Raw genomic sequence first — 26700 nt, forward strand, 5'->3', positions numbered from 1 at the left:
CCTCTTCAGTCGAATTGACCGCAAAATGCGACTGAATGAATTAATAGGTCGGAAAGGAACAAGGTTAACGCCATGTCCTTTTGCATGGCAGCTGATCACGATTTTGGGGGCTCGCTGAATCTACCTGTAGATTCAAGGAATGAGCTCCTCGCCGCGCAATTTTTTGAGTAAAAACCGACTGACGCGAACGTCCATATCGATCAGCCAGGCACCCGCAAGAGGGATGGTGATGGCGTCGATCAGCCATCCGTCGTCCGTCTGAACGGCCTCGCGTTTGAAGGGCTCAATGCCGAGATCGGGCGCGGAGAGCGTCACAGTCATCGATTGCGCAGCAACCTCCTCGCCGTCAAAATCGGTCAGGGTTATGTCGAGCCGCACCGGGCCCGCACTGCCCGGCGAGATGGTGACCATGGCCATCATGGTGTCGTCCATCAGATGGGTCATGATGGGTTCTGCGGTGACAACAGGCTCGGAAATCTCTGCCAATGCGCGCGGCGGCGGGGTGAAACGCCACCCTGCGACCAGCCCGAGAATGACGAGCACTATCAAGGCCTCGGTGGCAATCGACCGGCGCAGTCCAAGCCGGGCGCGTGTCTCGCCCGCCAGTGCAGGCCTGGTGAGCCAGAGGCGATTTGCCAAGGCGAGCGCGAAGGGCGCGATCAACAGAGTGAGTTTGGCACCAAGGATGAAACCGTAGGGCGAAAGCCATTGCGGCCCCGGCGCGCCCATCTGGATGCCAGCGAGAACCAGACCTGACAGCATCAGCGGCGCGACGGCAAAAGGGATGACGCGCGAGAAACTGGCCAATGCCCGATCTGAAATATCGCTCTTCTCTCGCAGCAATATCCAGAGCGGCAACAATGCGCCGATCCAGATCAGAATGCCGGTGATGTGCAGGAACACGGCCGGTCGCGTTAACCATTGTGGCTCTGCCGCACTGGCGTGACCACTTAACGAAAGGGACAGCGCAGCGAGTGCGCCAGCTGCGAGACCTACGATACTGACATTCCGCCCCGAGCGGAGCAGCAAGGCTGGAAGCGACACGGCGAAGGCCAGTCCCGCGACAAAGGCCGTCGCGCCATAGCTCGTCGACCATCCGGCGCGCCACACATTAGAATCAAAGAGCGAGCTGAGTGTCAGCCCCAAGGCGTCGAGCCCCTGGAGGCCAAGGGTCGCCGGAACAAGCAGAACGCCCACAATGGAGAGGCCCACCGATACCCGCCGAGCCTGTCGCGGCACGTCAGCTATAGAGCGGAACACCGCGCCACCGACACCGACCAACAGAGCGACAAAGAACAGCGCCTTACTGGCCCAGAGCAGCCAGATAACCGTCGGATCGCTTGCCGGGATCAGGTCGGCCGAACCGGTTGCGTGCCCGATGGAAAAAACCAGCGAGCCACCGATGGGGTGACCGTCTGTCGAGACGACCCGCCAGCTGAGGACCTGCGTGCCCTCGCCGATTGTCTCAGGCAATGAGACGACGACACTCGCACCGCCCGAAGTCTGATCGAGCACGTCCAACGCCGTGCCATCAGCACCAATGAGTTTGACAGCGAGCGGCGTGACGGGCTCGTTGAACTCCAGCGACACGACGTTTGGCGCGCCATCGAGGACTGCGCCTTCAACAGGCGATGTGGCGAACAACTGGGCATGGGCCCACGCCTGTTGAGGCGCGCAGGCAAGCAGCAGCGTGCAGAGCAGGAGCCGCAAAAGGGCGAGCGGGTACATCCCGTTCTCCTTGACATGAGTGGAAGGGACGCAGCGCGCTGCGTCCCCAATCGCCATTAGTGGCCAGCGGCATCCGCCGGAAGCAGCTCAACGCTTGGCGCGGGCATTTCGGCATTGGCGTCGCCGGAGATGTCGATCCACGCCTCTTCGCCGCTGGCGCATTCCTGTACCACGGGGAAATAGAACGCGCCCGGCTGCAGGATGCCGGCAAAAGTGCCACGGAAAACGAACTCGTCGTAGAATTCGTTCGGCAGATTGCCGCCCGACCAGATGATTTCCTGAACGCCATCGGTGACGGTCGTGCCGTGATTGTCATAGCTGCCGCTATAGGCCCCGGTGACAGTTTCCAGCATCCAGCCCGCGTGAGGCATGGGCTTTACGTTGTAGAAACCCTCAGGGATCTGCACCCGCACCACATTGGTGGCTTCAGTGCCGCAGCCATGGGGCACGCGGACAACAGCCTTATAGGTCGAACCGATCTTGGCCGAGGCCGTCTCGAGAGTAACGTGCGCGAAGGACGGGGAAGCAAAGGCGAGCAGAGCGAGGGCAGCAAGAGCGCCGCGCGAAAACAGGGTGTTCATTGTCTATTCCAGTCATTGAGGTCTGAGATGCGGCTAGGCCGCATAAAGGTCAGACCAGAACTGGGGGCGCGCGTGGTTGCCCCGATAATTGATAGAGCGTCGAGCGCTCAATGATCGGCGCATCGGAATAGTGGACAGTCGCCGCGACGAGAACCACGGCAGCATCGAGAGCCACCGGTTCAAGCGGCGCCATCTCGTTTTTGCCAATGCCCGCGACGGCGCATTTGACGACGTCCGGCTTGCCGGCGTCATCGCTTTGAGCGATCTGCGCGCAGATGGACCAGTTGTCGAGGGCAGCAAAACCGAGCTCATTGAGGCTGCGTTGCAGACCGGCTGCCTGATGCAAAGGCGCGAGCAGAACCAGGACATAAATGCCCAGCACCGCAATTGCGGTGACTAATTCTCTGGCGATGTTCCGTCTGCGGAACGGCATACCGGCCCCCTTGTACGCGCGCCACATATAGCGGGACGTTGGTTACGCCGACAAGGTCGCCAATGTCACAGGCCAATGGCTCCGGGTCGCCCCAAAGCCGATCAGCTACAGATGTTTGGAAAAGTGGTGCCCCCCGCCGGACTCGAACCGGCACGCCTCGCAGCGGAGGATTTTGAGTCCTCTGCGTCTACCATTCCGCCAGAGGGGCACGGGAAAAGTCTCTAGCGCAGGTCGCGTTGCTCCGCAACACCACCGTAGCGCCAGATCACACCCCGAGTGCCATTCGTGCCAAGAAAACCGTCAACACACCCGCGGCCATGGCGGCGAGGAGGTTCCGGGTGGCGAAAAACACCACGCCGGTCACTGCCGCAGCAATGGCTTCGGCCGCGCTACCGGTGACCAGAGCGGGCGCCACCAGCGAGGCCATGACAGCACCGGGAATATGACGCAGCCAGGACGCCGCAAAGCCTTCGCGCGGCAGGCGATTGGCCAGCAAGAGGCCGCCAGCCTTGACCGCGAAAGTCACCAGCGCCATGCCCAAAATGGCAATGAGGGCTTCTGGACTAGTCAGCATGGCGCAGCCTTTCTGCAACGGCGCCTGCAAGACTGCCGACAATGCCGCCGATCAGAATGTACCAGCTGCCCGGAATGAGTTTGGCGGAGATGACGGCGACAACCGCCGCCACAAGCCACGGAATGAGATCGCTCTTGCCCTTCCACAGGCCCAGCAACAGCGCCAGGAACGTGGCGGTGAAGGCAAAGTCGAGACCATAACGGGTCGGATCATCAATGAACGATCCCAGCAAATGCCCCGCGACCGTCGTCGCCATCCAGCAGGTATAGGCAAGGACACCGCCGCCCAGCAGAAACGCCACCGTGCCGCGTCCCTTAGCCATTTCCGCGACAGTCATGGCCCAGGTTTCGTCCGAGACAATGCCCATGATCAAAGCGCCCTTGGCCTGCTCGTGCGGCCCAAACAAAGGTCGCAGTGTCGCCGTCAGCAGTAGATAGCGCAGGTTGACGATGAGCGCGGCCAGAATCAGGGGACCGATCGGCAGGGCCGAAGGAATCGGGCTCCAGAGATCCAGCGCCACAAACTGTGCAGACCCGGCGAACACCAGCCCACTCATCAAAATGACTTCGAGCACGCTGAGGCCAGCGCCACGCGCCAACACGCCCCAGACCACCCCATAGGCGGCAACAGAAATGATGACGGGAATGCAGGCGCGGGCACCAGCATAAAACTGATCTGAAAAGGTGGTGATGGGGGCGTTCGCGATACTCATGCCAGAATCAATAGCCGGGGAATGATTGGGGCGCATGAGGAATCGTCAGCTCTGTGATGGAAAGTATTGATGCCAACTATTCTGGCGCGTGATGGGCAACCAAAGTGGCGTTGACGCTTTTGTGAGGCAGGCGTAGACATTTCGCTGTGTCAGTTCCCTACCTCCAGCGCTCGTCCATGCAGCACCCGGTCTTAGGGTGTTTCGAGGCCCCCGCACTTTCCTGAACTATTGCTCGGAAGGCTGCGTTTGGAGCCCGAAATGTGATGTGCATTCCTTGGGTCAAGTCTTTCTGGAGCGTTCTCTTATGAACCCCCAATCTTCACCGCTCTGGCAGCGGTTCATGATCTTCCTCGTGCCGTTGATGGCCTCCAACATCCTTCAGGCGCTCTCGGGCACCGTGAACTCGGTCTATATTGGCCAGTTGATCGGCGTTGAGGCGCTAGCCGCTACCGCCACCTTCTTCCCCATCATGTTCTTCCTGATGAGCTTTATCATCGGGCTTTCGGCGGGCTCGACCGTGCTGATCGGGCAGGCCTGGGGCGCGCGCAATGTGGTCAAGGTCAAGCAGGTGGCAGGCACCACGCTGATCACCACCATTGTGCTGGGCGTGATCGTTGCCATTATCGGCGGCACCTTCACCGAACAATTGCTGGCCGTGCTCGGCGCACCGGATAATATTCGCGAGCTTTCCGTCGGCTATGCCCGCATCGTTTTGATCGGCATGCCCGGCTTTTTCGTGTTCCTCGTGGTGACCTCGGTCCTGCGCGGCGTGGGCGACACGGTAACCCCGCTGTTTTCGCTGATCCTGTCGCTCTGCGTGTCCATGCTGGTGACTCCTGCCCTGATCCTGGGCTGGTTCGGCCTGCCCCAGCTCGGCGTCAATGCTGCCGCCTGGGCGTTCATTGCGGGCTTTGTGTCGGTGCTGATCTTCCTCTTCGTCTACATGCGCGCTCGCAAGATGCCGCTGGCCCCCGACGCTGTCTTGCTTGGCGCGATGATGAAGCCGGATTTCAAGCTTCTGGGCCTGATCCTCAAGCTGGGCGTCCCGGCGGGACTTCAAATGGTCATTTCGTCCATCTCTGGCATCGTGATCATCGGCCTGGTCAATCGCTTCGGTTCCGACGCGACGGCCGCCTATGGCGCGCTGGGGCAGGTGATGAGCTATGTGCAGTTCCCCGCCATGTCGATCGGCATTGCCGCTTCGATCTTCGGGGCGCAGGCCATTGGTGCCGGTCAGGCCGGCAATCTGGGCGCGATTACCCGCACAGCGCTGATTCTCAACGGCATTATCACCGGTGGTCTCGTGCTGCTGGCCTATCTCTTCAGTGAGCATTTGGTGGCGCTGTTCATCACCGATCCGTCGGTCATTGCGCTCACCGAAACGCTGCTGCACGTGGTGTTGTGGTCGATCATCTGCTTTGGCTGGAGCGTCGTGTTCTCGGGCATCATGCGCTCGAGCGGTACAGTCTATGCGCCAATGGTGCTGTCGCTGGCCTGCATCCTGCTGATCGAACTGCCCGGCGCCGTGGTGTTGAGCCAGACCAGCCTTGGCCTCACCGGCATCTGGGTCGCCTACGCCGCCAGCTTCACCATGATGCTGGTGTTGCAGGGGTGCTGGTACCAGTTCGTCTGGAAAAAGAAGAAGATCGTCGCGCTGGTCTAACCAGTCCAATCCGTGTCATCCCCATCAGGGGATGACACCGCCTCTGGGCTACGCGCCTTTCTGCACCAGATAAGGTCGCACCGTTTCGGCCACCGCATCAGCAAACGGCGTGGCGAAGTCTGGACCCAACAGGTCGTCGAGGCGCGGATCGACCAGTTCCATCGGATTGTTCCAAAGATAGCGCATCTTGACGATCTCGCGAATGACGCCGTTGGCCAGACCCATAGCCTGCAGGAAAATCCATGGCAGCGCTGCTGCCTTGAGCGGACGGGGCGAGACCGCCTGGATCGCCGCCATCAGTGCGCCCTGCGTCTCATAGTGGCCTGCGAAGTGGAATGTCTCGAACGCCCCCAGAGCCCGACGCTGTTCGGCCACGGCGGCAAAGGCCCGTCCAAGATCGGGCAAATAAGCCCAGGCATGGCCCACGTCGAGGTTGGCCATATGATAAATCTTGTTCTTAGCGACCTCACTCATGATGGCGAGCGCATACCAGTCCCCGCCATTGTGCGGCGCATAGAAGTCACCCGCCCGGATGATGATGGTCTGGAAGCGCCCTGCCTTTGAAGCAGCGGCCAGCATTTCCTCCTGCCGCACGCGAATGGCGCCGCGCGGCGTCTGTGGACGCTGTGGGGTTTGGGGCGTGATGAAGCGGTCGGTCGCGGCGTAGTTGTAGATATTGCCGGGGAACATCAGCGTCTTGCCACTGTCGCCCATGGCCGCAATCACGGTCGCCAAGAGGGCCTCGGCGCGGCCCTTATCCCAGGCGTCATAGGGTAGGTTCAACGCGTTGACGACAATATCGGCATCGGCAATGGCGGCCTTGATATCGTCGAGACTGAGCGCATCGCCGGCAACGAAACTGACGCCGGGAAGTTTGTAGCGGTCGGTGCGGCCAAAGCCTTTGACCGTGAAACCGGCGGCGACGAATGCCGCTGCGGCATGTCGCCCGATATTGCCGTTAATGCCTAGAACTGTGACCTTACCCTTGCTCATCGACCCTCTCCATTCGCTGATGGACACACAGTCATCCATTCATTATCGTAATGACATCGGCCAAACATGCAGGGTGTCCATTCGATTATGAATAGAGAGCCAGATTGGGCCTTGTGGCGAAGCTTTTCTGCCGTGGTGGCCAATGGCTCGCTTTCGGCCGCAGCGCGCGAGCTGGGCATCAGCCAGCCGACTGTAGGCAGACATATCGAAACGCTGGAAGCCGATCTCGGGCTGACGCTGTTCGAGCGCACGCTCAGCGGGCTTAAGCCCAATGTGTCGGCCCTGCGCATTTACGAGCCGGTCGCCCAGGCACAGGCGTCGCTGGCCGAGGCCGCCATTCTCGCCGAGGGCGCACAGCTCGACTTTGGCGGCACAGTGCGGATCACGGCCAGCGCCGTCACCTCCAACTATGTGCTTCCACGGCTCCTCTTGCCGATCCGTGAACGATACCCTGCCATTGCGCTGGAGATCGTCCCAACCGATTCCTCGGAAAATCTGCTGCTGCGCGAGGCCGATATTGCCATCCGCATGTTTCGCCCCACCCAGCTCGAACTGGTCACCCGCCATCTTGGTGACATCCCCATCCTGCCCACCGCCCATGAACGCTATTTGGCGCGGCGCGGCACACCGCAGACTGTAGCAGACCTCGCCGGGCACGATCTGATCGGGCTTGATCGTTCCGACCTGATCATCGCCCACGCCCAATCGATGGGTTTCCCATTGCGTCGTGAAGATTTCATCCTGCGCACGGACGATCAGACCCATATGTGGGAATTGCTCAAGGCCGGGCTGGGCATTGGTTTTGGTCAAGCCAGCCTGATCGCGGAAACCCCCGGCATGGTGGCCTTGCCGCTCGATCTGGCTATTCCACCACTGCCTGTGTGGCTGACCACGCACAGGGAATTGTTCACCTCGCACCGGATACGTGCCATCTATGACGCACTGGCAGACGGTCTCGTTTCCTATATCAAGGGCTAGTTCGTTTTCGGTAGGTTATCATGCAGACCCTTCTCAACATCGCCATCGCACTCACGCTGCTTTTCGTCGTCGTCGTTCTGGGCATGGGGCTCTGGAACATGCTGCGCGCTGGTCCGGGCAACAAAAGCCAGCAGTTGATGCGCTTGCGTGTTATCGGCCAGGCCGTGGCGTTGGTGCTGTTGCTGGCTGCACTGTTCCTTTTTGGCGGCAATCGCGGCTAAACTGACGCACCGTCTCGGCCGGTTTGCAGAGGGAGATGCCAGCAATGGTCAAGCTCAACGTCATCTATACCAAAACCGGTGATGACGGCACGACCGGGCTGGTGCGTGGCCCGCGCCGGCCAAAGTTCGATCTGCGCATCGAGGCCTATGGCACGGTGGACGAAGCCAACGCCCAGATCGGCGTTGCGCGACTGCACACCGACACCCTGCCCGCAATCGATGCGCTGCTGGCACGCGTGCAAAACGATCTGTTCGATGTGGGGTCAGATCTGGCAACGCCCGGCGCCGATGATCCCGCTGCGCAATACCCAAGCCTGCGGGTGCGCCCGATCCAGACGCAATATCTCGAAGACCAGATCGATCTGTTCAACGCCGATCTTGCTCCCCTGCGCAGTTTCGTCCTGCCCGGCGGCTCGGCCCTTGCGGCAAACCTGCATGTTGCCCGCACCGTGACCCGGCGCGCCGAACGTATCGTGGTAGAACTGGCCAGCGCCGAGCCCGACACCAATCCCGAGGCGGTGCGCTATCTCAACCGCCTGTCTGACTTGCTATTCGTGCTGTCGCGCACGGCCAATGGCAATGGCGCAGCCGACGTCCTCTGGGTCCCGGGCAATCATGGCGATGTGAAAAAAGGCTAAGGAGAACGCCTCAGATGGCAGATTTGGGGACGCGCGCAACCACTGCTGCAAGCGCCGCCGCCTCGTCCTTGGGTTGCATCAGTGAGGCTCCCGAAAACACCACGCGATTGCGCCCGCCACGCTTGGCGGCATAGAGCGCGGAATCGGCCTGCTCGAACAGATCATCCGAGGACAGGTTCCCACTCGCCACAGCAACGCCGATGCTGATGGTGATCTTGATGATGTGGCCTTCCCACTCGATATCGAGGGCCTCGATCGAGCGCCGCAGGCGATTGGCGATCTGGCGCGCGCGGACATAGCCGGTGTCGGGCAGGAGGACGGCTAGTTCCTCACCACCGAGCCGCGACAGCAGATCGCGCCCACGCACATTGTGGCGCAGGGCTTCCGATATTTCCTGCAGCACGTGATCCCCTGCCGCGTGTCCATGGGTATCGTTGACCACCTTGAAATGATCGAGATCTGCAATCAGCAGGGCCGCCTCCGCATCGGGCTTTCGCAACCCCTGCATCCCACGCTCAAAGGCGCGCCGATTGGGCAGACCCGTCAATGGATCGGTGAGCGCGCGGGTTTTCCAGTGCTCTTCACGCGCGATCTGGTTGAGCTCGCGTTCAACGAACAGGCCTAACAATACCGACGAACCAACCGAGGCCATCACCATATAAGGCCCCACGGTGTTCAACAGCGTCATGGTGGTGGAATAGCCCATGGCCAGCGCCACCAGCAGGTAACACGACACGACCAGTCCTAGCACAACCAGATGCTGCGCGCGAACCCGGGTCTTCGGTCGCAGCCAGTACCGCCAGGCCAGCCCAAGGAGCGCCGCCGCCACAATGCCTGCCGCGCCGGGGACTGCACCGGCGCCGCCGAGAAACATGCGGTAGGTGGCGCCGATCACCACGGCCACCAGTGCCGCCGGCCAGCCGCCAAACGCCGCAGCAAAACCAACGATCAGCGCCCGCGCATCGACCAGAACCCCATCGCTCAGATGAGCCGGCGACATCATGGCGAGCACGGCACCCACGCCAAATACTGCCCCCTGCACGAGCGAACGGGCCATACGCGACCAATGCTGCCGCTCGATGGCACCAAAGGAAATTGCCAACAGAGCCAGCAAGCCGACGCCATTGACCAGAGCAAGGATGGGTTGTTGTAGCAGCATTCACCAGACCAGCGCCCAGAATGGGCCGCCAGCACATCTGGCGAAATAAACGTAAGATATTCATGAAGTTGGGTTTTTACGGCGCTTCAATTGCGGCTTTGTCGTTAATTCCAACTTACCAGAATGGGATCACGACAAATGTCAGAAAATTGCGCCGACATCCCAAGTTTTTGTTTACCGGCACGGCCTATTTTCAGGCGATGAACAGTCAAGGAGGCTGAAATGAACGCAGACCTCTCGATGCAGATGCTGGCGATGAGCTCGGCCAAGACGCAGTCCAGCGTCGAGATCGCCGTGTTCAAAAAGATGCACGACTTGCAGACCGCAACGCTTGAAACCCTGATGGAGACGGCCTTGTCGGCGCCGCCTCCCGGCCAAGGCCTCAAGATCGACAAGCTGGCATAGCGCCATGAGCAATGGCCTTGGTGTCAGCCCCGCTGTGATGATCAATCGACTGGTCGACCGCGCCGCGACACCGGCTGCCGCGCAGCTTGCGAAAGTGGCAGAGCTGACGATGAGCCTGCAGACTGCCGCCCAGAACGAACAGGCGAAAGCCGCGCTGCTCAGCCCGACGGGTCAGGCAGACGCGACCATTATCGATTCCGGCGCCGTCGTCGACCGGTTGATTTAGGTCCCGAGACCAATCAGGGCTTCGACAACGGCGTGCCCATCGGGTGTATCCCAATGGGCAGGCCCCTGCAACACACCCAATTCGCACCCGTTCTTGTCGAGCACCAGCGTTGCGGGCAGCCCCACTGCGACGGCCTGCTGCTTGAGGCGTTCAAACGCGGCAAAGGTATTGTCGGCATAGAGCGGCAGATCGGCGAAGTTGTTTTCGTCAAGGAACGCCTGCGCCTTGCCCAGCCCGTTCTGGCCGATATCGAGATTGATCGGCAGGACCTTGAACGTGTCCGAATTGTACTTGGTGGCCAAAGCATCCAGCGCCGGCATTTCCTCGCGGCACGGGACGCACCAACTGGCCCAGAAGTTGACCAGCAGCGCCGTTCCCTTGAAATCGGCAATGCTCATTGCCTTGCCGGATGCATCCTTGAACGCGAGCGTTGCATAGCCGCGCCCCTCGCCCGTGCCGTTGAGTGCGGCGAGTTCGCCCTTGGCGGCCGCATCGATCAATGCAGCAGCTTCTGCCTGCACCGGGCATTCCTTGGCCTCACTGGCATTGCCGAGCCAGAACCACGCAGCTATAGCTAGCGCCAATCCCGCCAAGCCCAGGATGATCGCCAGCCGGACGCGGCTCGTTGCTCCGGGGCGGGGCGCGTGCGTGTCGGTCATAAAAGCAATCTCCGAGGTAGACGATGAGCAACAAGATGTGGGGCGGACGGTTTGCAACCGGGCCCGACGCCATCATGGAAGAAATCAACGCATCGATCGGATTCGATCAGCGTCTCTTCCGCCAGGATATTGCCGGATCAATCGCCCATGCCACAATGCTCGCCGAGACGGGCATTCTGACGCAGGAAGACCGCGACGCCATTGTGGCCGGTCTAACTGAGGTGCTGGCTGAAATCGAGGGCGGCACCTTCACGTTCTCGCGCGCGCTCGAAGACATTCACATGAATGTGGAAAGCCGACTGCGCGAAAAGATCGGCGATGCCGCTGGACGCCTGCACACGGCGCGCTCGCGCAACGACCAGGTGGCGACCGATTTCAAACTCTATGTCCGCGACACCATCGATACACTGGTGATCCAGGTGCAGACGCTGCAACTGGCGCTGGTGACCAAGGCCGAAGACGAAGCCGAAACCATCATGCCTGGCTTCACCCATCTTCAAAGCGCCCAGCCGGTGACATTTGGCCATCACCTGCTCGCCTATGTCGAAATGTTGGGCCGTGATGCGGGCCGCCTGCTCGACGCGCGCAAGCGCCTCAATGAAAGCCCCTTGGGCTCTGCCGCGCTGGCGGGCACTCCCTACCCGATCAACCGCGAGTTGACCGCGGAAAAACTGGGCTTTGATCGTCCCACCGCCAATTCGCTCGACGCCGTGTCGGATCGCGATTTCATTCTCGAGACGCTGGCTGCGGCTTCGATCTGCGCCATGCATCTCAGCCGTTTCGCCGAAGAAATGGTGATCTGGAGCTCGGCGCAGTTTGGCTTTGTGCGCCTCAGCGACAAGTTCACCACCGGCAGCTCGATCATGCCGCAAAAGCGCAATCCGGATGCGGCCGAATTGGTGCGCGCCAAGATCGGTCGCATTCTCGGGGCACTGACCTCGCTGCTCGTGGTGATGAAGGGCTTGCCGCTGGCCTATTCCAAGGACATGCAGGAAGACAAGGAAGTCGCCTTTGACGCGCTCGACGCCCTGTCGCTGTCACTGGCCGCAATGACCGGCATGGTAGGCGACATGGTGCCGAACCGCGACCGTATGCGCGTATCGGCTGCTGCAGGTTTCTCCACCGCCACCGACATCGCCGACTGGCTGGTGCGCGAACTCAATATTCCGTTCCGCGACGCCCACCACATTACCGGGCAGATCGTGGCACTGGCCGAGCAGAAGAATACCGGCCTCGAAGGGCTGACCATCGAGGACTTCAAGTTCATCGATCAGCGCATCGATAGCCGCATCCACAAGGTGCTGACCGTCGAGGCCTCTGTCGCTGCGCGCAAATCCTACGGCGGCACCGCGCCATCTAACGTTCTGGCGCAGGCCGCACGCTGGAAATCAGCGCTGACCGGCGAGACCCATGAACCCAAGCCGCTGGGCAAAAAGAAACATGGCGGCCACGGTGACGGTGGGGTCGAATGACCTGCCGACACCGCGCTTGAGGTAAATCCTTCCGCTGGGACAGTTTTTTAGGTGAGAAGGCCATGGAAGCTATGCTCTCATGGCCTTCTTGTTGATTTGGCAGCCCCCCTGTCATCGCAACGCTCATTCGGCACCCCCGCCGCAGGAGACCGCTGCATGCCCAGACCATCCCGACAGATGCGCCTCACAGAGCGCCATGTCGGTTACCTGCAACCGAGCGTCATCGAAGACGCCATGCCGCCGCCACCAGAAGGGATGCATGCCGCGACCCCGGACGACCACAAGGCCATTATCGCCGACCTTCTGGCGCAGTTGGGCGAACAGGATGAGATCTGGATTTTCGCCTATGGCTCGCTGATCTGGAAGCCGGCCTGCAACTATGTCGAGATGCGCACCGGCGTGGTGCGGGGGTGGCACCGCTCATTCTGCCTCGGCTGGAACAATCGCTTTCGCGGCAATGACGAGAATCCGGGTCTGATGCTGGCACTGGATCGGGGCGGTGCCTGCAAGGGCGTGCTCTATCGCCTGCCACCCGACGAGATCGAAGCCAACCTCACCAAGCTGCTGGAACGCGAAATGAGCTGGCTGCCATCGGCCTTCCCGCCGCGTTGGGTCAACGCCAAAAGCGGCGAGCGCATCATTCGCTCCCTCACCTTCTGCATCGATCGCCATTCCGGTCGCTATGTCTCGGGCCTTTCGGTTGACGCGATTGCCGATGTCTTGTCCAAGGCGGTCGGCTCCCGCGGTTCGATGGCCGAATATCTGTTTGCCACAGTGCAGCATCTTGAGGAAATGGGCATTCACGACCCCCATCTCTGGCAATTGCAGTCGCTTGTCGCCGACCGCATTGACGCGGCTTATGGACCGGATCGGTAAGTCTTGCTTTCGTTTTGCGCGGCGTTGCACTAGGAAACGACAGACTTATTCCACACCCACGGTGTCATTCCGGCGTAGGCCGGAATCCATGCGCTGAGCCCACAGCATCTTCGATGCGAAAGGGATGCGGACCTGGATCCCGGCCTGCGCCGGGAGGACATTGGGGCTGACTAACCACCGGGAAAACGACCTTGGTCCACCACTTCAACCACCGCGACGAGACCCTCTACGCCGAGGAGGTCAATCTCAATGACCTCGCTACCAAGGTGGGTACGCCGTTCTACGTCTATTCAACGGCCACGCTCCGTCGCCATGTGCAGGTGGTCAAGGCTGCCTTTGAAGGCATTCCAACCCTGCTCGCCTATGCGATGAAGGCCAATTCCAACCAGGCCGTCCTCAAGCTGATGGCCTCGGAAGGCGCTGGCGCTGACGTGGTCTCGGGCGGCGAGCTCGAACGCGCGCTGGCCGCTGGCATCAAAGCCGACATGATCGTTTTTTCTGGGGTGGCCAAGACCATCGCCGAAATGCGTCGTGGGCTTGAAGCCGGCATCAAGTGCTTCAACGTCGAGAGCGAGCCCGAGCTCGAGCGCCTGTCCATGGTCGCTTCGGACATGGGCCTGACCGCTCGTGTCTCCGTCCGCATCAATCCGGACGTCGACGCCCGCACCCACGCCAAGATCTCCACGGGCAAGGCCGAGAACAAGTTCGGCATTCCCTATGCCCGCGCGCTTGAGGTCTATCGCCGCATCGCTGAGCTGCCAAACGTTGTCGCCGTGGGCGTCGACATGCATATCGGCAGCCAGATCACCGATCTTGAGCCCTTCGGCAACGCCTTTGGCCTGATGGCTGAACTGGTGACCGCGCTGCGCGCTGACGGCCATGACATCAAGCACGTCGATGTCGGCGGCGGCCTTGGCATTCCCTACAATGTCGATGAAGCCGCCCCGCCCCTGCCCAATGCCTATGCGGCCGTGGTGCGCGAAAAGATCGAAAAGCTCGGCGTCACGCTGGTGATCGAGCCGGGCCGCCTGCTCGTGGGCAATGCCGGTATCCTTGTCACCAAGGTCGAATATGTGAAGGAAGGCAGCACCAACTTCGTCATCGTCGATGCGGCGATGAACGATCTGATCCGCCCCACGCTTTATGAAGCGCACCACGACATTGTGCCGGTCAACCACTCCAACCTCGCCCCGATCACCGCCGATATCGTCGGCCCGGTCTGCGAAACAGGCGACTACCTGGCCAAGGCCCGCACCATGCCGGGCGTCAAGGAAGGCGATTTGCTTGCTGTGATGAGCGCAGGCGCCTATGGCGCGGTGATGGCCTCAACCTACAATTCGCGGGCGCTGATCCCCGAAGTGCTGGTGGACGGCCACAAGTTTCACGTCATCCGCCCGCGCAAATCGATCGACGAGCTGATCGCGCTCGATAGCGTTCCAGACTGGGTATGATTGCAGGGGGGCTCAGCCCCCCTTTTTACTGCTCAAGCGCCCGGCGTCCGAGCGACACGACTTCCACAGGCTTGCCTTCCAGCGCATCGTCGATCTTGGCCAGCAGATCGGCCAGTGTGAACGGCTTGACGATGACATCATAAATCAGCGCATCGAGCCCATGGGCGCGCTCGCGCTGATCGGCAAAGCCGGTCATCAGCACGATGATGATATCGGGATATTTGGCCGCCACATGCAGTGCCAAGGCGATGCCATCCATGATGGGCATCTTGATATCGCTCAGCATCAGGTCAAAGCGGCCATTTTCAGCGTCGGCGGTTTCGGCAGCGAGACCACCATCTTCTTCGGCCACAACCTCGTGGCCCTTCATCGTCAGCGCACTGACAACGAAGGCGCGGACCGAGGGATCATCTTCTGCAACAAGTATGCGGGCCATCAACGATGCTCCGGTAGGGTTTGGGCGGGCGCGGCAGGTGCCGGTGCAGGCTCGCGAGCGCTGCTGTCGGCACTGATGCTGCGAGCGGGCGCCATCGCGCCGAAATTGAGACGGACCCGCGCGGCGTCACCGGGCGGCAGGGCCAATTGGGTGTCGAACGTTGCCCGTTCACCCGCCATCAGGTCGCGCACGCTGGGCGTGACGCTCCACTGGTAGATGGGCGCGTTGTGGGCATCGATCAAGGTGATGACCACCGGCGGCACTTTGACCGGACCGGGCGCGACGCCAACGATCTGGGCGGAAACGCTGAGCATCTCCTTGCCGTCGCGCAGCGAACGCAGGGTGGACAGGTTTGAGAAATCGAGGCCGATCACATTCACCTTGAGGCCAGCAGCCTCATAGACCCCGGCCATCTGTGGAAAGCGTTCGACAACTTGCACGCGCCCAAAATAGGCGGTGGCCGCTATCGCTACGAGCGACAGCACGCCAAGAAACCGCGCAGTCCGCCGCAGCTTGGCCAGTGGACCCAGCGCCTCGATGGCGTTCTGGCGGCGCGAAAACGCCAACTGACGTTTGCGGATCACCGATGGATCGACTTTGCCGGCCTCCTGAGACCGCGTTTCTTCTTCGATGACGCGCTGCATCTGCTCGGCGACGGTGGCCGCTTCTTCGGCAGCCAGGGCCTCGTCGAGGCTATCTTCAGCGATGGCGTCGACGACTTCAACGATTCGCTCGGGCGCAGTCGACGGGCTGATCGGGTTTTGCTGCCAGGCCTGCTGGCAATGGGCGCATTGCACCTTACGACCAGCCGATCCGATGGCCTCGTAGGTCACCTGGTACTTGGTCTGGCAATGTGGACAGGTAATGATCATGCGGCCAGACTGAGGGTGATGGGCGTTGCGCCAGACCTGACCGTAGCGCGACGGGGGTTAAAACTCCTCAAACCCCGTGGACGAGACGGTTTACCCACCACATTTGTGTCGCTTTCGTCGGCGCATAGACCTGACCATGCGCATCGTGGGGGCACCGCTGTTATGATATCGCTACTGCCTGATTCGGGCCTGACCCTCAGGTCGACCCGTCCATCAACTGGGAGCCAGGTTTCTTGATCGAGTTTTCCGACGTAGGGCTGCGTTACGGCAACGGCCCGGAGATTCTCAGGGATCTGACCTTTTCCATTGAGCCTGGGTCATTCCATTTTCTGACAGGTCCATCGGGTGCGGGCAAAACCAGCCTGCTGCGGCTGTTGCTATTGTCGCTGAAGCCCTCCCGCGGCCGCGTCACCATGTTTGGTGAGGATGTAAGCGATCTGACTCAGGACCGTTTGCTGCAGATGCGACGTCATATCGGCATCGTGTTCCAGGAATTCCGCCTGCTCGACCACCTGACGACATTTGAAAACGTCGCCCTGCCGCTCCGCGTGCTCGGCCAGCCCGAGAGCGAATATCGGCCCAATGTGACCGAACTGCTCGAATGGGTTGGCCTGGGTGAGCGCATGAACGCGCTGCCTTCCCTGCTTTCAGGCGGTGAAAAGCAGCGCGCAGCCATTGCCCGCGCCGTCATCGCCCGACCCAAGGTTTTGCTGGCCGACGAGCCTACCGGCAATGTCGATCCCGAGCTGTCGAGCCGACTGGTACATCTGTTTGCCGAGCTCAATCGGACGCTGGGCATGACCATTATTCTGGCAACGCACGAGCTGCCCTTGCTCGACCAGTTCAACTATCCGCGCATGTTGCTCAGCAAAGGCGAGTTGGTGATCCATGATTGAGCGCCTGCTTTCGATTTTGCCGCATCGCCGCGGCCCCGCCTCCATTGTCCCCGAAAAGAGCGTGGCCGGCCGCACCCTGCTGTTGATGATCACCATCATGAGCTTTCTCTCGGCGGTGACGCTGGGCGGTGTAGTGCTGGTGCAAAAATCCGCCATCGCCTGGTCGGCCGACGTTGGCCGCGAAGTGACCATTCAGATCCGCCCTGTCGCGGGCGAAGTGATGGAATCCAATCTGCGCACTGCGGTGTCGCTGGCGCAATCAACGCCCGGGGTCGCTGCGGCACGCGCCCTCACCATCGAGGAAAGCCAGAAGCTGCTTGAGCCATGGCTCGGTACCGGGCTTGATCTAACCGCCATCGAAATTCCGCGCCTTGTCGTCGTGCAGCTGACCGATCCAGCCGACGCCGATATTGAAGGGTTGACGCGGAACCTGCAGGCGATCAAGGGCGCAAGCCTTGATACCCATGCCGTTTGGCGGCAACAGCTCAACACCATGGCTGGCGCCATCGTCTTTTCAGGCCTGATGGTTCTGGCGCTCATTGGCGTCGCCACGGTGCTTGCCATTATTTTTGCGACGCGTGGAGCGATGTCAACCAACCGCGAAATTGTCGATGTGCTGCACTATATCGGCGCCTCCAACAAGTTCATTGCTGGAGAGTTCCAGGGGCGTTTCCTGTCGATAGGCCTGCAGGGCGGATTGCTTGGTGCGCTGGCTGCCCTGCTGTTTTTCGCCCTGATCGGTGCTGCTGCCGGCAATATGCTGTCGAGCGAGGCCGGCGCGCAGGTTGGCGTGCTGTTTGGGCGCTTTGCGCTGGGGATCGATGGCTTGATTGGCATTGCCGCCGTCGTGCCCGTGATCGCCGCACTGACCGCAATTACCTCTAGAGTGACAGTCCGTCGGTTCCTCGCAGAGACCTCGTAAGCGTTCGCCCCTCGCCAAGCCGACCATAGGTCGTTATGAGGGGCGAAATGGCGTATCGCCGGGAGCAAGACTAGGCATGAAAGTCGTCCAGGCAATCCGCAGCGCGGTGTTCTATTTCCTGTTCATCGGGCAGACGGCGATCGTTGCCATCACCATCGGCACCATCGCGCTGATCACCGGCGGACGCACGGCGTTCAGCTGGTCTTTTGCCAAATACTGGTGCCGGTCCAACCTGTTCATGCTGCGCTGGATCGCGGGCGTCGACACCATCGTGACCGGCGAGGAAAACATTCCGGCCGGTGGCTGCATCATCGCCTCCAAGCATCAGAGCGACTGGGATGTGTTCTCGATCTTCCCGCATACCGGTCGCCCCGCCTATATCGTCAAAAAAGAGCTGATGCGCATTCCCTTCTTCGGGTGGGCCGCCCGCTCGCTCGACTGCATCGAAGTCGATCGGAAGAAAGGCGCCGAGGCCGTGCCGGCAATGATGCGCCAGGCCCATGCCGCTGTTGAGCGCGGCTGCCGCATCGTGATCTTCCCAGAAGGCACCCGCAAGGCGCCGCTTGCCGCGCCCGACTACCGTCAGGGTATTGCTCGCCTCTATGCCGAGCTCAATGTGCCCGTGGTGCCCGTGGCGCTCAACTCCGGCCTTTTCTGGGGGCGTAACAGCCTTGTCATCTGGCCCGGCATTGCCCGCGCCCGGTTTCTGCCCGCCATCGAAGCTGGGCTTGCTCCTGACGTTTTCATGGATCGACTCAAAAAAGCCATCGAAGGCGATTCCAATGATCTGATTCTCGACGCGGCAGCGGAAGGCCTTTCCCGCCCCGTCGATCCCACCTTTGCCGCCAAGCTCGACGCTCTCAAGCTATCGCGTGCCGCAGGCCAATAAGCACAACATATTGACACAATTTACGCCTAATCCCATAGATGTAGGGACACGGGCGAATTGCGCTTGACTATTTTGCAATTTGTTCTATTTTTGTTCTTCTTCTAGCGAATGCAGAGGACGGGCCGATGGACAGCAGGATCGTGACGCATGGCTTCGGTCGCCAGACCAATTGGTTGGGCCGCTCAGGGCGTGCCTATGATCTGATTGCCGAAAACCTCGAACGCTTCGCGATGGGGGATACCGAGCTCTACATGATCGCCAAGGGCAGCCACGTTCTCTGGGTTGGCTCGACGGGCGAGCTGGTCACTGACCCGATGAGCCGCACCCGCTTCCGTCTGGCGCTGGATTGCGCCGACCGCGTTTTCCGCCTGATCTCCCCTCGCACCGAAGCAGAACGCCTGTCTACAATCTGGGACCTCGAAGGCGCCGAGCCGGTGAGCAGCGCACAGGCCGCCTAGGCCACTGCAATGTCCTCGGCAGCAAGTAAATCCGCCAGGGCCTGCAACTGACGGTCGCGAATGCCCAGGCTTTTGAGATGACTGGCGGTGTTGAGCACGTAATCAATGTTGCGACCGGACAATCCAACTCCCTGCCGCACCATGGTTAATTGCTGCTCCAGCGTCAGCCGCCCGGCAAATTGCTCGTGCCGCTCATCGACCAGAAATGCCAGTGCCTGCACGGTCCGACCGTCGGCCAGATGCACGGGGCGCATCACGTCGCGATAAACCATCGTCACCTGCTCGCGCTCTTGCAGATATGCACGCACGCTTTCCCAGTCCGCCTCTGCTACCTCAAAGGCCATCCCCCGGCACGAGCCCCCGCGCGTCAGGCCGAATACCAGCCCGGGTCGTTCTTCGGTGCCCCGATGATGGTGGGATATGATCGAAAGACTACGGTGCGCCCCCTTGAGCAGCCCCTGCTGCGCAGAAGCGTGCACAAATCCCGGATTCCAGATCAGGGATCCGTAGCCAAAGACCCAATGGGTCGCTGTGATGGGCGTGTTGGTGTGCATCATCAATACCTCAGCCGAATCTAGTGAACGTCGCCGCAACAGGCAATCGCTGGCGGGCGATGGGAGCCATGCGGGCTTGGGGCCGCCGGGCGCGGCGTCGCTACGCTTTAGTCGGCGCGCGGACACAGGTATGAGTGTCAGCCATGAAAAAACGAATCATCATTCTTGGCCTTGTCGTCCTGGTCGTCATCGTCGCCTGGAGCGGCGCCTGGCTGTTTTTGTCCGGTTTGGTCAAACAGAACATCGAGGCGCTGGCTGACGCCGATGGCAACACAACGCCACGCATCGCCTGCGAAACGCTCAACGTCGGCGGCTACCCATTCCGCTTCGACGCCGATTGCGTCAATGCCGAGATCGTCAGTGGCGATGTGACCATCACGGTCCCCGGCATTCGCGCCAGCATCCGCGTCTATGCGCCCAACCATGCGCTGGCCTCCGCGCTCGGGCCGCTGGAGCTGGTTGATGCCTTTACCGGCACCCGCAACACCGTCGCCTGGTCGGGCCTGCAGGCCAGCCTGAACATCAGCGATTGGCGCATTTCGCGCCTCTCGCTGGTGGCCGACAAGCTCGTCTGGTCCGATACGGTATTGGGCGAGACATTGATCGCGCAAAGCCCGCGGGCCGAGCTGCACCTGATGGACATTCCCGAGCAGCATGACAGCGCGCGGCATCTCGCCGCCCTCGCCGGTTACGTCTCGATCAAGGACCTCGCCTATCCCGGCATGACGCTGACCAATACCAATGCCGAACTGCAGGTGGAGCTTTCCGGCCTGCCAGACGACGTGCGCAACTGGGGTGAGCCGACCATGTTGCAAGCCATGCAGCAGGCTGGTGGTGCGCTCAAGATCGTTTCGATCCACGGCACCGACGGCCCATCCACGCTCGATGCCAATGGCACCATCAGCCTGGATGACAAGGGCATGCTCGATGGTCAGATCGCCATCAAATCCATTGGCGTGGCCGATCGCATCGGACCATTTTTGCAGGAGCCCGCGCGTACGCTGGTCCTCGGTGTGCCTGCCGCCGATGGCTCCCATTCCAACCTGATCGCATTCCGGGCCGGCGCCGTGTTCTCAGGCCTCGTTCCGGTTGCGGCGCTATCGCCGCTGTTCTAGGCGCGACGCCGCCACAAACAAGAAAGCCCCCGGATCGCGTCCGGGGGCTTTTTCGTAGTCGGGGTATTAGGCGTCGTCGCCACCACCATGCTCGCGCACATAGGGGACGTCAGGCACTGGCGCCGCCTCGTGCGGGCGGCCAAAGTCGGGCGCAGCGGTTTCCTGACCGGCCGAAATGATCGAACGGCGAATGGCGCGAGTACGGGTGAAGATCGCCTCGAGCGCCGGGCCATCGCCGATATCGACAGCATGCTGCAGCGTCGACAAGTCAGAAAGAAACCGCCCCAGCATTTCCAACACGGCTTCGCGGTTGGTCAAAAACACGTCGCGCCACATCACAGGATCGGATGCGGCAATACGCGTGAAATCGCGGAAACCACCAGCGGAGAACTTGATAACTTCGGACTTGGTCACCGTTTCCAGATCATCGGCCGTGCCCACGATATTGTAGGCGATCAAGTGTGGAATATGGCTGGTAATGGCCAGCACCATGTCATGGTGCCCTGCCTCCATGATCTCGACATTGCTGCCCATGCCTTCCCAGAAGGCCACCAGCTTATCGGTCTGGCCCTGCGCCACATCAGGCTGCGGCGTCAGAATGCACCAGCGGCCGGCAAAGAGCTCAGCAAAGCCCGCTGACGGGCCGGAATGCTCCGTACCGGCAATCGGGTGCCCAGGGATGAAACTGACGTCTGCGGGGACGTGTGGCCCCACCACCTTGACCACGTGTGCCTTGACCGACCCCACATCCGAAAGGATCGCGCCGGGCTGCAGCGCTGGCGCAATGGCGCGCGCGATCGCTTCATAGGCCCCCACAGGTGCGCAGAGGATCACAAGATCCGCGCCACGCACAGCTTCAGCGGCATCGAGGGTGTAAATGTCGCCTAGTCCCAGCTCGCGCGCTTCATCAAGCGTCGTCTGGCTGCGGGTGGAAATGGCAATCACATCAGCCAGCCCCTGCCGACGCGCAGCAAGGGCAATGGAGGAGCCAATCAGGCCGATGCCGATCAGGGCGAGTTTGCGGAAATGGACGCTCATGCGATTTTGACCAATGCCTTGAGAATGCCGACCACGCCAATCATGGCTTGCTCGCTGCCGATGGAAATGCGCAGACCATCGGGAATGCCATAAGATTTGCCGACTTCGCGTACGATGAGCCCGCGCTGCATCAGCGTTTCAAACGCCAGTGCGGCGTGGTCCGCATCGGGGAACAGCACCAGGACGAAATTGGCCTGGCTGGGCACCACATGCATATGGTTGCCCGTCAATTCTTCCGTGATGTAGTCGCGCCACTTGGCATTGTGCGCCTTGAGTTGAGCGGTGAATTCCACGTCGCGCGTTGCTGCAGCACCGGCTAGCTGTGCTGGCAGGTTGACGTTGAAGGGACCACGAATGCGGTTGATGACATCAACCACTTCTGCGGGGCCAACCATCCAGCCAATGCGCGCGGCAGCAAGACCCATCTTCGAGAAGGTGCGCACCATCACGACATTGCTGGCTTCCGCCACAAGGTCCAGCCCGACCGAGTAGTCGGCCGCTGTCACATATTCGGCATAGGCGCTGTCGATGACGAGCAGGATATCCTTGCGCAACCCGGCATGCAGGCGCCGCACTTCAGCATCGGTGAGATAGGTCCCGGTCGGATTGTTCGGATTGGCCAGCCAGACGATCTTGGTCTTGGGTGTGACCGCCGCGAGCAGACCGTCGACGTCAGCGGTGTAGCCATCATCATCCACCATGACGATGGCCGCGCCAGCTGCCTTGGTAATGATGGGATAGACCGAGAAGCCATATTGGCTCATCACGGCTTCATCGCCATCGCCGAGATAGCACTGCGCCAGAAGGTGCAGCAGGTCGTCCGAACCATTGCCGCAGACGATCAGCTCGGGATCAATGCCATGCACCTCGCCCAGTGCTTCGCGCAGGATTTTCGAGCTGCCCTCGGGATAGATATCGAGGCGATCAGCCACCGAGCGGAACGCCTCGATCGCCTTGGGGCTCGCGCCCAGCGGCGACTCGTTGGACGACAGCTTGACGACCTTGCTCCCCGGAGCGCCGGACTTGCCGGGCACATAGGGCGAAATGTCGAGAATACCGGGCTGCGGCTTGGGGCGAAGATCGTCGGACATGATGCTGCTTATCGGGGGTCAAAACCGCGCGGACCATAGTCAAACTCAGGCCTTATGGCAAAGGAAAGCCTCAGAGCTGCCGTGCTGTAGCGGTCTTCAGCTCCGGCACGCGCACGAAACGTTCCTCGCGTTTGCGACGCGGCACAGCGGGAAAGGCCTCCTTGCGGGCACGCACGCAAATCACACCACTCATGGCCGGGCCAAACAGGCGCCCTACCCGCTCGAAGACGCGCGTTGACTTGAGCACCAGCGAGGATTGCGAGGGCGGCAGGAACAGCCCATCACGCCAGGCCTGGGGGATGAAGCTGTGATCCCGCAGCAAGTTGTCCAGCTGGCCGCCGGAATAGGGATTGCCCTGCCCAAAGGGCGTGTTATCGCGCTGTGCCCAGATCCCGCGGCGGCGGGGCACGACGATGATGATTTGGCCATTGGGCGCGGTAATGCGCCAGAGCTCACGCATGAGTTCTTCGGCGTCGGCAACGTGTTCGAGCGCGTGAATAGCAATCGTCAGATCGATAGCGGCGTCGTTGAGCGGCATTTCGAGGGGATCACACAAGACAGTGTGGGATGGCCCCTCGCGCGGCCAAGCGGACGCCCCCTGACGCGCCGGCATGAAGGCCAGCACACGCTCCGCCTTATCGAGCGTGAAGCGCAGATAGGGCGTGGCAAAGCCCAGACCCAGCACCCGCTGACCTTTGACGTCACCAGCCAGCCCGACGACCTGCTCGCGCACCAGCGCACGCGAAATCCGCCCCAGAGGAGATTTATAATAGGCAATCAAGCGTTTGACGTCGCTGGTCATGGGGGCAACTGTGCCGCACTCCGGCAAACTTGTCTAATGGGCGGTTGTCATGTCAGGTCTGCCTCCCTAGCTTTCAAGCAGTTTGCAGATTTAAGGAGTGGCGTAATGAGTGTGATCGTCGATGTCTTCGGAGCGCGGAGCGACAATTTCGGCTATCTGGTGCACGACACCGCCACGGGCCGCACAGCGGCCATCGACGCGCCGGAAGCGGCGGCGATTCGTACCGCATTGCAGCATCGTGGCTGGAAGCTGACCGACATTTTCATCACCCATCACCACCTCGACCATGTCGAAGCTATTCCCGAGCTCAAGGCTGAGTTTGGCGCGCGCGTGGTCGGGCCACGCCGCGAAGCCGACAAGATTGCTGATCTCGACGAGCTAGTGGGCGGCGGGGATAAGGTGACGCTGGGCGAGACCGTTTTCGACGTCTACGACGCGCCCGGGCATACGCTTGGCCACATCGTGTTCCACGACAAGGCTGGCAAACACCTGTTTACGGCCGACGCGCTGTTCTCGCTGGGCGTTGGCCGCATGTTCGAAGGCACGCCCGGCCCGATGTGGGAAGGCGTCAAGGCCCTGCGCGAACTGCCTGACGATACACTGGTTTATTGCGGCCACGAATATACCGAGAGCAACGCCAAGTTCGCGCTCTCGATCGATCCGGACAATGCGGCCCTGCAGGCGCGCGCCGCAGAGGTCACGGCACTCCGCGCAGCGGGCAAGGCGACCATTCCGTTCAATCTGGGCGAGGATAAAGCGGCCAACCCGTTCCTGCGCGCTGATGATCCAGGCCTTGCAAAGCACTTCGGGCTTGAGGGTGCCGACGCAGCGGAGGTGTTCGCCGCTATCCGCAAGGGCAAGGATAATTTCTGAGAAATTTTCTCATTTGGTTAATTTTTCATACCACAAATCGTTAACACACGGTTAACATCTGGCACGCCAATTGCCCCTATTGGGTGAGAGGCGGGCCAGACTGTCTTATTTCGAGACAAAATGGCCCGCCTTGAGACAAGGCGAGGCCCAAATGAGCGATTTTGAGACAGAACGCGCCGGACTGCCCGTATTGATCGGGGAAGCACGCCCACGTCCCTCGCTCAAACGCAGCGAAACCACCGCAGCCTTCATCAGCCAGCTCATCATCGGTCGGGAACGCACGGCAGGCCAGCGCGAGCGCCGTCGCGGGCCATCCGAAGGCGCCATCGGGGCCTATGCGCGCAGCGCGCGCAATAGCGAGCGCCGCCTGCCCCCCGGCTACCGCACCACGATCCTCGCCTGACACTCAAAACAAAACCGCCCCCGGACGGATCCGAGGGCGGCAGGATTGAGCGATGAAGCGGACGCCTACTTCTTCAGCTTGAGCGGACCGACCATCTGCTCTGGCTTGACCTCGGCGTCGAACTCTTCGCCGGTGAGCAGGCCCAGATTGATGGCCTCTTCGCGCAGGGTGGTGCCGTTCTTGTGCGCGGTCTTGGCAATCTTGGCGGCATTGTCATAGCCAATCTTGCGGTTGAGCGCGGTGACCAGCATCAGCGACTTGTCGACCAGCTCCTTGATGCGGGCGCGATCTGGCTGAATGCCGATGGCGCAGTTGTCGTTGAACGAGCGGGCCGAGTCAGCCAGCAGACGCACCGACTGCAGGAAGTTGTAGGCGATGACAGGCTTGAAGACGTTGAGCTCGAAATTGCCCTGGCTGGCGGCAAAGCCGATGGCCGCGTCATTGCCCATCACCTGCGCCACAACCATGGTCATGGCTTCGGACTGGGTCGGATTGACCTTGCCTGGCATGATCGAGGAGCCGGGTTCGTTTTCCGGAATGATGATTTCGCCAAGGCCCGAACGGGGACCGGAGGCGAGCCAACGCACGTCATTGGCAATCTTCATGAAGGCGACAGCCAGCTGCTTGATGGCGCCCGATGTGCCGACAAAGGCGTCATGGCCAGCCAGCAGGGCGAACTTGTTGGGACCGGTGACGAAGTCATGCCCGGTGAGATCAGCGATCTCCTTGGCCACGGCCACGGCATAATCGGGATGGGCATTGAGGCCCGTGCCGACGGCGGTGCCGCCCAGCGCCAGTTCCTTGAGCTGGGGCAGCGTCGCCTTGATGGCGGCGACGGCATAGTCGATCTGCGCTACCCAGCCCGAGATTTCCTGGCCGAGGGTGAGCGGGGTCGCGTCCTGCAGGTGGGTGCGGCCGATCTTGACCACATCCATGAACTCTTCGGACTTGGCATGCAGCGTCTCGCGCAGCAGGGCGACATTGGGGAACAGGTAGTTTTCCAGCGCTTCGACAGCCGCAATATGCATGGCAGTTGGGTAGGTGTCGTTGGAGGACTGGCTCATATTGACGTGATCATTGGGGTGCACGGGCTTTTTCGTACCCATGGTGCCACCGGCCATTTCGATGGCGCGGTTGGAGATGACCTCGTTGACGTTCATGTTGGACTGGGTGCCCGAACCGGTCTGCCAGACGACGAGCGGGAAGTGGTCGGCCAGCTTGCCAGCAATCACTTCATCGGCCGCAGCGACGATCAGGTCGCGCGTTGCTTCATCGAGCAGGCCCAGCTTGGTATTGGCCAGCGCCGCTGCCTTTTTCAGCACGCCAAAAGCGGTCACGATCTCGGTTGGCATCTTCTCGCCGCCAATGTCGAAATTGGCCAGGCTGCGAGCCGTCTGCGCGCCATAATACTTGTCGGTCGGCACATTGATGGTGCCCATGGTGTCCGATTCAACGCGCGTGGTCATGGCTAACTCCGATTATTGGCCGCTCTTTCCGGCGGCAGGCAAAGCAAAACGGCCGACCCCGTGAGGGATCGGCCGTCGGCATAACAGAAACGAGCGCAAGGCGCGCCTCGTCTTTT

The 26700-nt window shown here is 61.2% G+C and carries 31 protein-coding genes and 1 tRNA gene; 16 read left to right on the top strand and 16 right to left on the bottom strand.

All coding sequences use genetic code 11. From position 1 onward, the window contains the following. Positions 1-132: 132 nt before the first annotated feature. From WH87_RS14705 to WH87_RS14730, 6 genes are all read right to left on the bottom strand, one after another. Positions 133-1728 carry a copper resistance CopC/CopD family protein gene (locus WH87_RS14705; protein WP_046140819.1) on the bottom strand — a complete coding sequence of 532 codons (1596 nt, stop codon included), beginning with the start codon at positions 1726-1728 and terminating at the stop codon, positions 133-135. A gap of 56 nt (positions 1729-1784) precedes the next feature. After that, positions 1785-2309 carry a YcnI family copper-binding membrane protein gene (locus WH87_RS14710; RefSeq protein WP_046140818.1) on the bottom strand — a complete coding sequence of 175 codons (525 nt, stop codon included), beginning with the start codon at positions 2307-2309 and terminating at the stop codon, positions 1785-1787. Positions 2310-2358: 49 nt separating this feature from the next. After that, complete coding sequence (locus WH87_RS14715) at positions 2359-2742, bottom strand: hypothetical protein (RefSeq protein ID WP_156458249.1); 384 nt, start codon at positions 2740-2742, stop codon at positions 2359-2361. 124 nt (positions 2743-2866) lie between these two features. Next, positions 2867-2950, bottom strand: a tRNA-Leu gene (locus tag WH87_RS14720). 57 nt (positions 2951-3007) lie between these two features. Next, a complete protein-coding gene (locus tag WH87_RS14725; protein ID WP_046140880.1) occupies positions 3008-3316 on the bottom strand; it encodes an AzlD family protein in 309 nt (102 codons plus the stop codon). Further along, positions 3306-4028 carry an AzlC family ABC transporter permease gene (locus WH87_RS14730; protein ID WP_046140879.1) on the bottom strand — a complete coding sequence of 241 codons (723 nt, stop codon included), beginning with the start codon at positions 4026-4028 and terminating at the stop codon, positions 3306-3308. Before WH87_RS14730 ends, WH87_RS14725 begins: the two co-directional genes overlap by 11 nt. A gap of 304 nt (positions 4029-4332) precedes the next feature. Here WH87_RS14730 and WH87_RS14735 point away from each other — a divergent pair, with 304 nt between their 5' ends. Then, positions 4333-5691, top strand: a complete 1359-nt coding sequence (locus WH87_RS14735; protein ID WP_046140816.1) for an MATE family efflux transporter — start codon at positions 4333-4335, stop codon at positions 5689-5691. Positions 5692-5739: 48 nt separating this feature from the next. Here the strand turns inward: WH87_RS14735 and WH87_RS14740 are convergent, their stop codons facing one another. Then, the gene (locus WH87_RS14740) at positions 5740-6684 is read right to left on the bottom strand and encodes an NAD-dependent epimerase/dehydratase family protein (protein ID WP_046140815.1); all 945 of its coding nucleotides are present in this window, start codon (positions 6682-6684) and stop codon (positions 5740-5742) included. An 87-nt stretch (positions 6685-6771) separates the two neighbouring features. Here WH87_RS14740 and WH87_RS14745 point away from each other — a divergent pair, with 87 nt between their 5' ends. Genes WH87_RS14745 through WH87_RS14755 form a run of 3 tightly spaced genes read left to right on the top strand, consistent with a single transcriptional unit; the run spans position 6772 to position 8521 of the window. Further along, positions 6772-7662, top strand: coding sequence for a LysR family transcriptional regulator (locus tag WH87_RS14745; protein ID WP_046140878.1), 891 nt, complete (start codon positions 6772-6774; stop codon positions 7660-7662). 20 nt (positions 7663-7682) lie between these two features. Next, entirely contained in the window at positions 7683-7883 is a 201-nt protein-coding gene (locus tag WH87_RS14750) for a twin transmembrane helix small protein (protein ID WP_046140814.1), read from the top strand. A gap of 44 nt (positions 7884-7927) precedes the next feature. Then, positions 7928-8521 (top strand): cob(I)yrinic acid a,c-diamide adenosyltransferase, encoded by a 594-nt coding sequence (locus tag WH87_RS14755; protein WP_046140813.1) that lies wholly within the window; start codon positions 7928-7930, stop codon positions 8519-8521. Positions 8522-8531: 10 nt separating this feature from the next. Here the strand turns inward: WH87_RS14755 and WH87_RS14760 are convergent, their stop codons facing one another. Next, positions 8532-9680: a GGDEF domain-containing protein gene (locus tag WH87_RS14760; RefSeq protein WP_046140812.1), complete on the bottom strand. Its 1149-nt coding sequence runs from the start codon at positions 9678-9680 to the stop codon at positions 8532-8534. Positions 9681-9902: 222 nt separating this feature from the next. Between WH87_RS14760 and WH87_RS14770 the strand changes: the two genes are divergently transcribed. Both WH87_RS14770 and WH87_RS14775 read left to right on the top strand, forming a co-directional pair. Beyond that, positions 9903-10085: a putative motility protein gene (locus WH87_RS14770; protein WP_046140810.1), complete on the top strand. Its 183-nt coding sequence runs from the start codon at positions 9903-9905 to the stop codon at positions 10083-10085. 4 nt (positions 10086-10089) lie between these two features. Continuing rightward, positions 10090-10311 carry a hypothetical protein gene (locus WH87_RS14775; protein WP_046140809.1) on the top strand — a complete coding sequence of 74 codons (222 nt, stop codon included), beginning with the start codon at positions 10090-10092 and terminating at the stop codon, positions 10309-10311. Here WH87_RS14775 and WH87_RS14780 read toward each other — a convergent pair. Further along, on the bottom strand, positions 10308-10970 hold the full coding sequence (locus WH87_RS14780; protein ID WP_046140808.1) for a TlpA family protein disulfide reductase: 663 nt from the start codon (positions 10968-10970) through the stop codon (positions 10308-10310). The two genes, WH87_RS14775 and WH87_RS14780, sit on opposite strands and share 4 nt — an antisense overlap. Before the next feature lie 23 nt (positions 10971-10993). On the opposite strand from WH87_RS14780, the gene argH reads away from it, so the two are divergent. From argH to lysA, 3 genes are all read left to right on the top strand, one after another. After that, entirely contained in the window at positions 10994-12442 is a 1449-nt protein-coding gene (gene argH / locus WH87_RS14785) for an argininosuccinate lyase (RefSeq protein WP_046140807.1), read from the top strand. A gap of 156 nt (positions 12443-12598) precedes the next feature. Continuing rightward, a complete protein-coding gene (locus WH87_RS14790; protein ID WP_046140806.1) occupies positions 12599-13318 on the top strand; it encodes a gamma-glutamylcyclotransferase in 720 nt (239 codons plus the stop codon). Between the two features lie 191 nt (positions 13319-13509). Then, positions 13510-14769 carry a diaminopimelate decarboxylase gene (gene lysA / locus WH87_RS14795; protein WP_046140805.1) on the top strand — a complete coding sequence of 420 codons (1260 nt, stop codon included), beginning with the start codon at positions 13510-13512 and terminating at the stop codon, positions 14767-14769. A gap of 25 nt (positions 14770-14794) precedes the next feature. Here the strand turns inward: lysA and WH87_RS14800 are convergent, their stop codons facing one another. Beyond that, on the bottom strand, positions 14795-15205 hold the full coding sequence (locus tag WH87_RS14800) for a response regulator (protein ID WP_046140804.1): 411 nt from the start codon (positions 15203-15205) through the stop codon (positions 14795-14797). Then, positions 15205-16077 carry a zinc-ribbon domain-containing protein gene (locus tag WH87_RS14805; protein ID WP_046140803.1) on the bottom strand — a complete coding sequence of 291 codons (873 nt, stop codon included), beginning with the start codon at positions 16075-16077 and terminating at the stop codon, positions 15205-15207. The genes WH87_RS14800 and WH87_RS14805 overlap by 1 nt, the downstream gene beginning before the upstream one ends. 233 nt (positions 16078-16310) lie before the next feature. Here WH87_RS14805 and ftsE point away from each other — a divergent pair, with 233 nt between their 5' ends. From ftsE to WH87_RS14825, 4 genes are all read left to right on the top strand, one after another. Next, positions 16311-16973: a cell division ATP-binding protein FtsE gene (ftsE, locus tag WH87_RS14810; RefSeq protein WP_046140802.1), complete on the top strand. Its 663-nt coding sequence runs from the start codon at positions 16311-16313 to the stop codon at positions 16971-16973. Next, positions 16966-17895: a cell division protein FtsX gene (locus WH87_RS14815; protein ID WP_046140801.1), complete on the top strand. Its 930-nt coding sequence runs from the start codon at positions 16966-16968 to the stop codon at positions 17893-17895. Before ftsE ends, WH87_RS14815 begins: the two co-directional genes overlap by 8 nt. A gap of 76 nt (positions 17896-17971) precedes the next feature. Further along, on the top strand, positions 17972-18784 hold the full coding sequence (locus WH87_RS14820) for a lysophospholipid acyltransferase family protein (protein ID WP_046140800.1): 813 nt from the start codon (positions 17972-17974) through the stop codon (positions 18782-18784). 125 nt (positions 18785-18909) lie between these two features. Further along, the gene (locus WH87_RS14825) at positions 18910-19242 is read left to right on the top strand and encodes a hypothetical protein (protein WP_046140799.1); all 333 of its coding nucleotides are present in this window, start codon (positions 18910-18912) and stop codon (positions 19240-19242) included. On the opposite strand, the gene WH87_RS14830 is transcribed toward WH87_RS14825, so the two are convergent. Continuing rightward, positions 19239-19799 carry a gamma-glutamylcyclotransferase gene (locus WH87_RS14830; protein ID WP_046140798.1) on the bottom strand — a complete coding sequence of 187 codons (561 nt, stop codon included), beginning with the start codon at positions 19797-19799 and terminating at the stop codon, positions 19239-19241. The genes WH87_RS14825 and WH87_RS14830 overlap by 4 nt on opposite strands. A 140-nt stretch (positions 19800-19939) precedes the next feature. Between WH87_RS14830 and WH87_RS14835 the strand changes: the two genes are divergently transcribed. Next, positions 19940-20911, top strand: a complete 972-nt coding sequence (locus tag WH87_RS14835; RefSeq protein WP_046140797.1) for a DUF2125 domain-containing protein — start codon at positions 19940-19942, stop codon at positions 20909-20911. 66 nt (positions 20912-20977) lie between these two features. On the opposite strand, the gene WH87_RS14840 is transcribed toward WH87_RS14835, so the two are convergent. The 3 genes from WH87_RS14840 to WH87_RS14850 all read right to left on the bottom strand — a co-directional run bounded on the left by WH87_RS14840 (position 20978) and on the right by WH87_RS14850 (position 23842). Beyond that, on the bottom strand, positions 20978-21949 hold the full coding sequence (locus WH87_RS14840; protein ID WP_046140796.1) for a prephenate/arogenate dehydrogenase family protein: 972 nt from the start codon (positions 21947-21949) through the stop codon (positions 20978-20980). Continuing rightward, positions 21946-23040, bottom strand: a complete 1095-nt coding sequence (hisC, locus tag WH87_RS14845; RefSeq protein WP_046140795.1) for a histidinol-phosphate transaminase — start codon at positions 23038-23040, stop codon at positions 21946-21948. Before hisC ends, WH87_RS14840 begins: the two co-directional genes overlap by 4 nt. A gap of 70 nt (positions 23041-23110) precedes the next feature. Continuing rightward, positions 23111-23842, bottom strand: a complete 732-nt coding sequence (locus WH87_RS14850; RefSeq protein ID WP_046140794.1) for a class I SAM-dependent methyltransferase — start codon at positions 23840-23842, stop codon at positions 23111-23113. Positions 23843-23947: 105 nt separating this feature from the next. Here WH87_RS14850 and gloB point away from each other — a divergent pair, with 105 nt between their 5' ends. Both gloB and WH87_RS14860 read left to right on the top strand, forming a co-directional pair. Beyond that, positions 23948-24715, top strand: coding sequence for a hydroxyacylglutathione hydrolase (gloB, locus tag WH87_RS14855; protein WP_046140793.1), 768 nt, complete (start codon positions 23948-23950; stop codon positions 24713-24715). Positions 24716-24866: 151 nt separating this feature from the next. Further along, positions 24867-25118 (top strand): hypothetical protein, encoded by a 252-nt coding sequence (locus tag WH87_RS14860; RefSeq protein ID WP_046140792.1) that lies wholly within the window; start codon positions 24867-24869, stop codon positions 25116-25118. Positions 25119-25183: 65 nt separating this feature from the next. Here the strand turns inward: WH87_RS14860 and fumC are convergent, their stop codons facing one another. Continuing rightward, positions 25184-26584: a class II fumarate hydratase gene (gene fumC / locus WH87_RS14865; protein ID WP_046140791.1), complete on the bottom strand. Its 1401-nt coding sequence runs from the start codon at positions 26582-26584 to the stop codon at positions 25184-25186. Positions 26585-26700 lie beyond the last annotated feature (116 nt).

Origin of the sequence: Devosia epidermidihirudinis (assembly GCF_000971295.1) — a bacterium.
Taxonomy (GTDB): Bacteria; Pseudomonadota; Alphaproteobacteria; order Rhizobiales; family Devosiaceae; genus Devosia; species Devosia epidermidihirudinis.

Excerpts from the sequence above, each read along its gene's own strand:
- WH87_RS14705 (WP_046140819.1), bottom strand. The coding sequence starts at position 1,728 with ATGTACCCGCTCGCCCTTTTGCGGCTCCTGCTCTGCACGCTGCTGCTT.
- WH87_RS14710 (WP_046140818.1), bottom strand. The coding sequence starts at position 2,309 with ATGAACACCCTGTTTTCGCGCGGCGCTCTTGCTGCCCTCGCTCTGCTC.
- WH87_RS14715 (WP_156458249.1), bottom strand. The coding sequence starts at position 2,742 with ATGCCGTTCCGCAGACGGAACATCGCCAGAGAATTAGTCACCGCAATT.
- WH87_RS14725 (WP_046140880.1), bottom strand. The coding sequence starts at position 3,316 with ATGCTGACTAGTCCAGAAGCCCTCATTGCCATTTTGGGCATGGCGCTG.
- WH87_RS14730 (WP_046140879.1), bottom strand. The coding sequence starts at position 4,028 with ATGAGTATCGCGAACGCCCCCATCACCACCTTTTCAGATCAGTTTTAT.
- WH87_RS14735 (WP_046140816.1), top strand. The coding sequence starts at position 4,333 with ATGAACCCCCAATCTTCACCGCTCTGGCAGCGGTTCATGATCTTCCTC.
- WH87_RS14740 (WP_046140815.1), bottom strand. The coding sequence starts at position 6,684 with ATGAGCAAGGGTAAGGTCACAGTTCTAGGCATTAACGGCAATATCGGG.
- WH87_RS14745 (WP_046140878.1), top strand. The coding sequence starts at position 6,772 with ATGAATAGAGAGCCAGATTGGGCCTTGTGGCGAAGCTTTTCTGCCGTG.
- WH87_RS14750 (WP_046140814.1), top strand. The coding sequence starts at position 7,683 with ATGCAGACCCTTCTCAACATCGCCATCGCACTCACGCTGCTTTTCGTC.
- WH87_RS14755 (WP_046140813.1), top strand. The coding sequence starts at position 7,928 with ATGGTCAAGCTCAACGTCATCTATACCAAAACCGGTGATGACGGCACG.
- WH87_RS14760 (WP_046140812.1), bottom strand. The coding sequence starts at position 9,680 with ATGCTGCTACAACAACCCATCCTTGCTCTGGTCAATGGCGTCGGCTTG.
- WH87_RS14770 (WP_046140810.1), top strand. The coding sequence starts at position 9,903 with ATGAACGCAGACCTCTCGATGCAGATGCTGGCGATGAGCTCGGCCAAG.
- WH87_RS14775 (WP_046140809.1), top strand. The coding sequence starts at position 10,090 with ATGAGCAATGGCCTTGGTGTCAGCCCCGCTGTGATGATCAATCGACTG.
- WH87_RS14780 (WP_046140808.1), bottom strand. The coding sequence starts at position 10,970 with ATGACCGACACGCACGCGCCCCGCCCCGGAGCAACGAGCCGCGTCCGG.
- argH (WP_046140807.1), top strand. The coding sequence starts at position 10,994 with ATGAGCAACAAGATGTGGGGCGGACGGTTTGCAACCGGGCCCGACGCC.
- WH87_RS14790 (WP_046140806.1), top strand. The coding sequence starts at position 12,599 with ATGCCCAGACCATCCCGACAGATGCGCCTCACAGAGCGCCATGTCGGT.
- WH87_RS14800 (WP_046140804.1), bottom strand. The coding sequence starts at position 15,205 with ATGGCCCGCATACTTGTTGCAGAAGATGATCCCTCGGTCCGCGCCTTC.
- WH87_RS14805 (WP_046140803.1), bottom strand. The coding sequence starts at position 16,077 with ATGATCATTACCTGTCCACATTGCCAGACCAAGTACCAGGTGACCTAC.
- WH87_RS14815 (WP_046140801.1), top strand. The coding sequence starts at position 16,966 with ATGATTGAGCGCCTGCTTTCGATTTTGCCGCATCGCCGCGGCCCCGCC.
- WH87_RS14820 (WP_046140800.1), top strand. The coding sequence starts at position 17,972 with ATGAAAGTCGTCCAGGCAATCCGCAGCGCGGTGTTCTATTTCCTGTTC.
- WH87_RS14825 (WP_046140799.1), top strand. The coding sequence starts at position 18,910 with ATGGACAGCAGGATCGTGACGCATGGCTTCGGTCGCCAGACCAATTGG.
- WH87_RS14830 (WP_046140798.1), bottom strand. The coding sequence starts at position 19,799 with ATGATGCACACCAACACGCCCATCACAGCGACCCATTGGGTCTTTGGC.
- WH87_RS14835 (WP_046140797.1), top strand. The coding sequence starts at position 19,940 with ATGAAAAAACGAATCATCATTCTTGGCCTTGTCGTCCTGGTCGTCATC.
- WH87_RS14840 (WP_046140796.1), bottom strand. The coding sequence starts at position 21,949 with ATGAGCGTCCATTTCCGCAAACTCGCCCTGATCGGCATCGGCCTGATT.
- hisC (WP_046140795.1), bottom strand. The coding sequence starts at position 23,040 with ATGTCCGACGATCTTCGCCCCAAGCCGCAGCCCGGTATTCTCGACATT.
- WH87_RS14850 (WP_046140794.1), bottom strand. The coding sequence starts at position 23,842 with ATGACCAGCGACGTCAAACGCTTGATTGCCTATTATAAATCTCCTCTG.
- gloB (WP_046140793.1), top strand. The coding sequence starts at position 23,948 with ATGAGTGTGATCGTCGATGTCTTCGGAGCGCGGAGCGACAATTTCGGC.
- WH87_RS14860 (WP_046140792.1), top strand. The coding sequence starts at position 24,867 with ATGAGCGATTTTGAGACAGAACGCGCCGGACTGCCCGTATTGATCGGG.
- fumC (WP_046140791.1), bottom strand. The coding sequence starts at position 26,584 with ATGACCACGCGCGTTGAATCGGACACCATGGGCACCATCAATGTGCCG.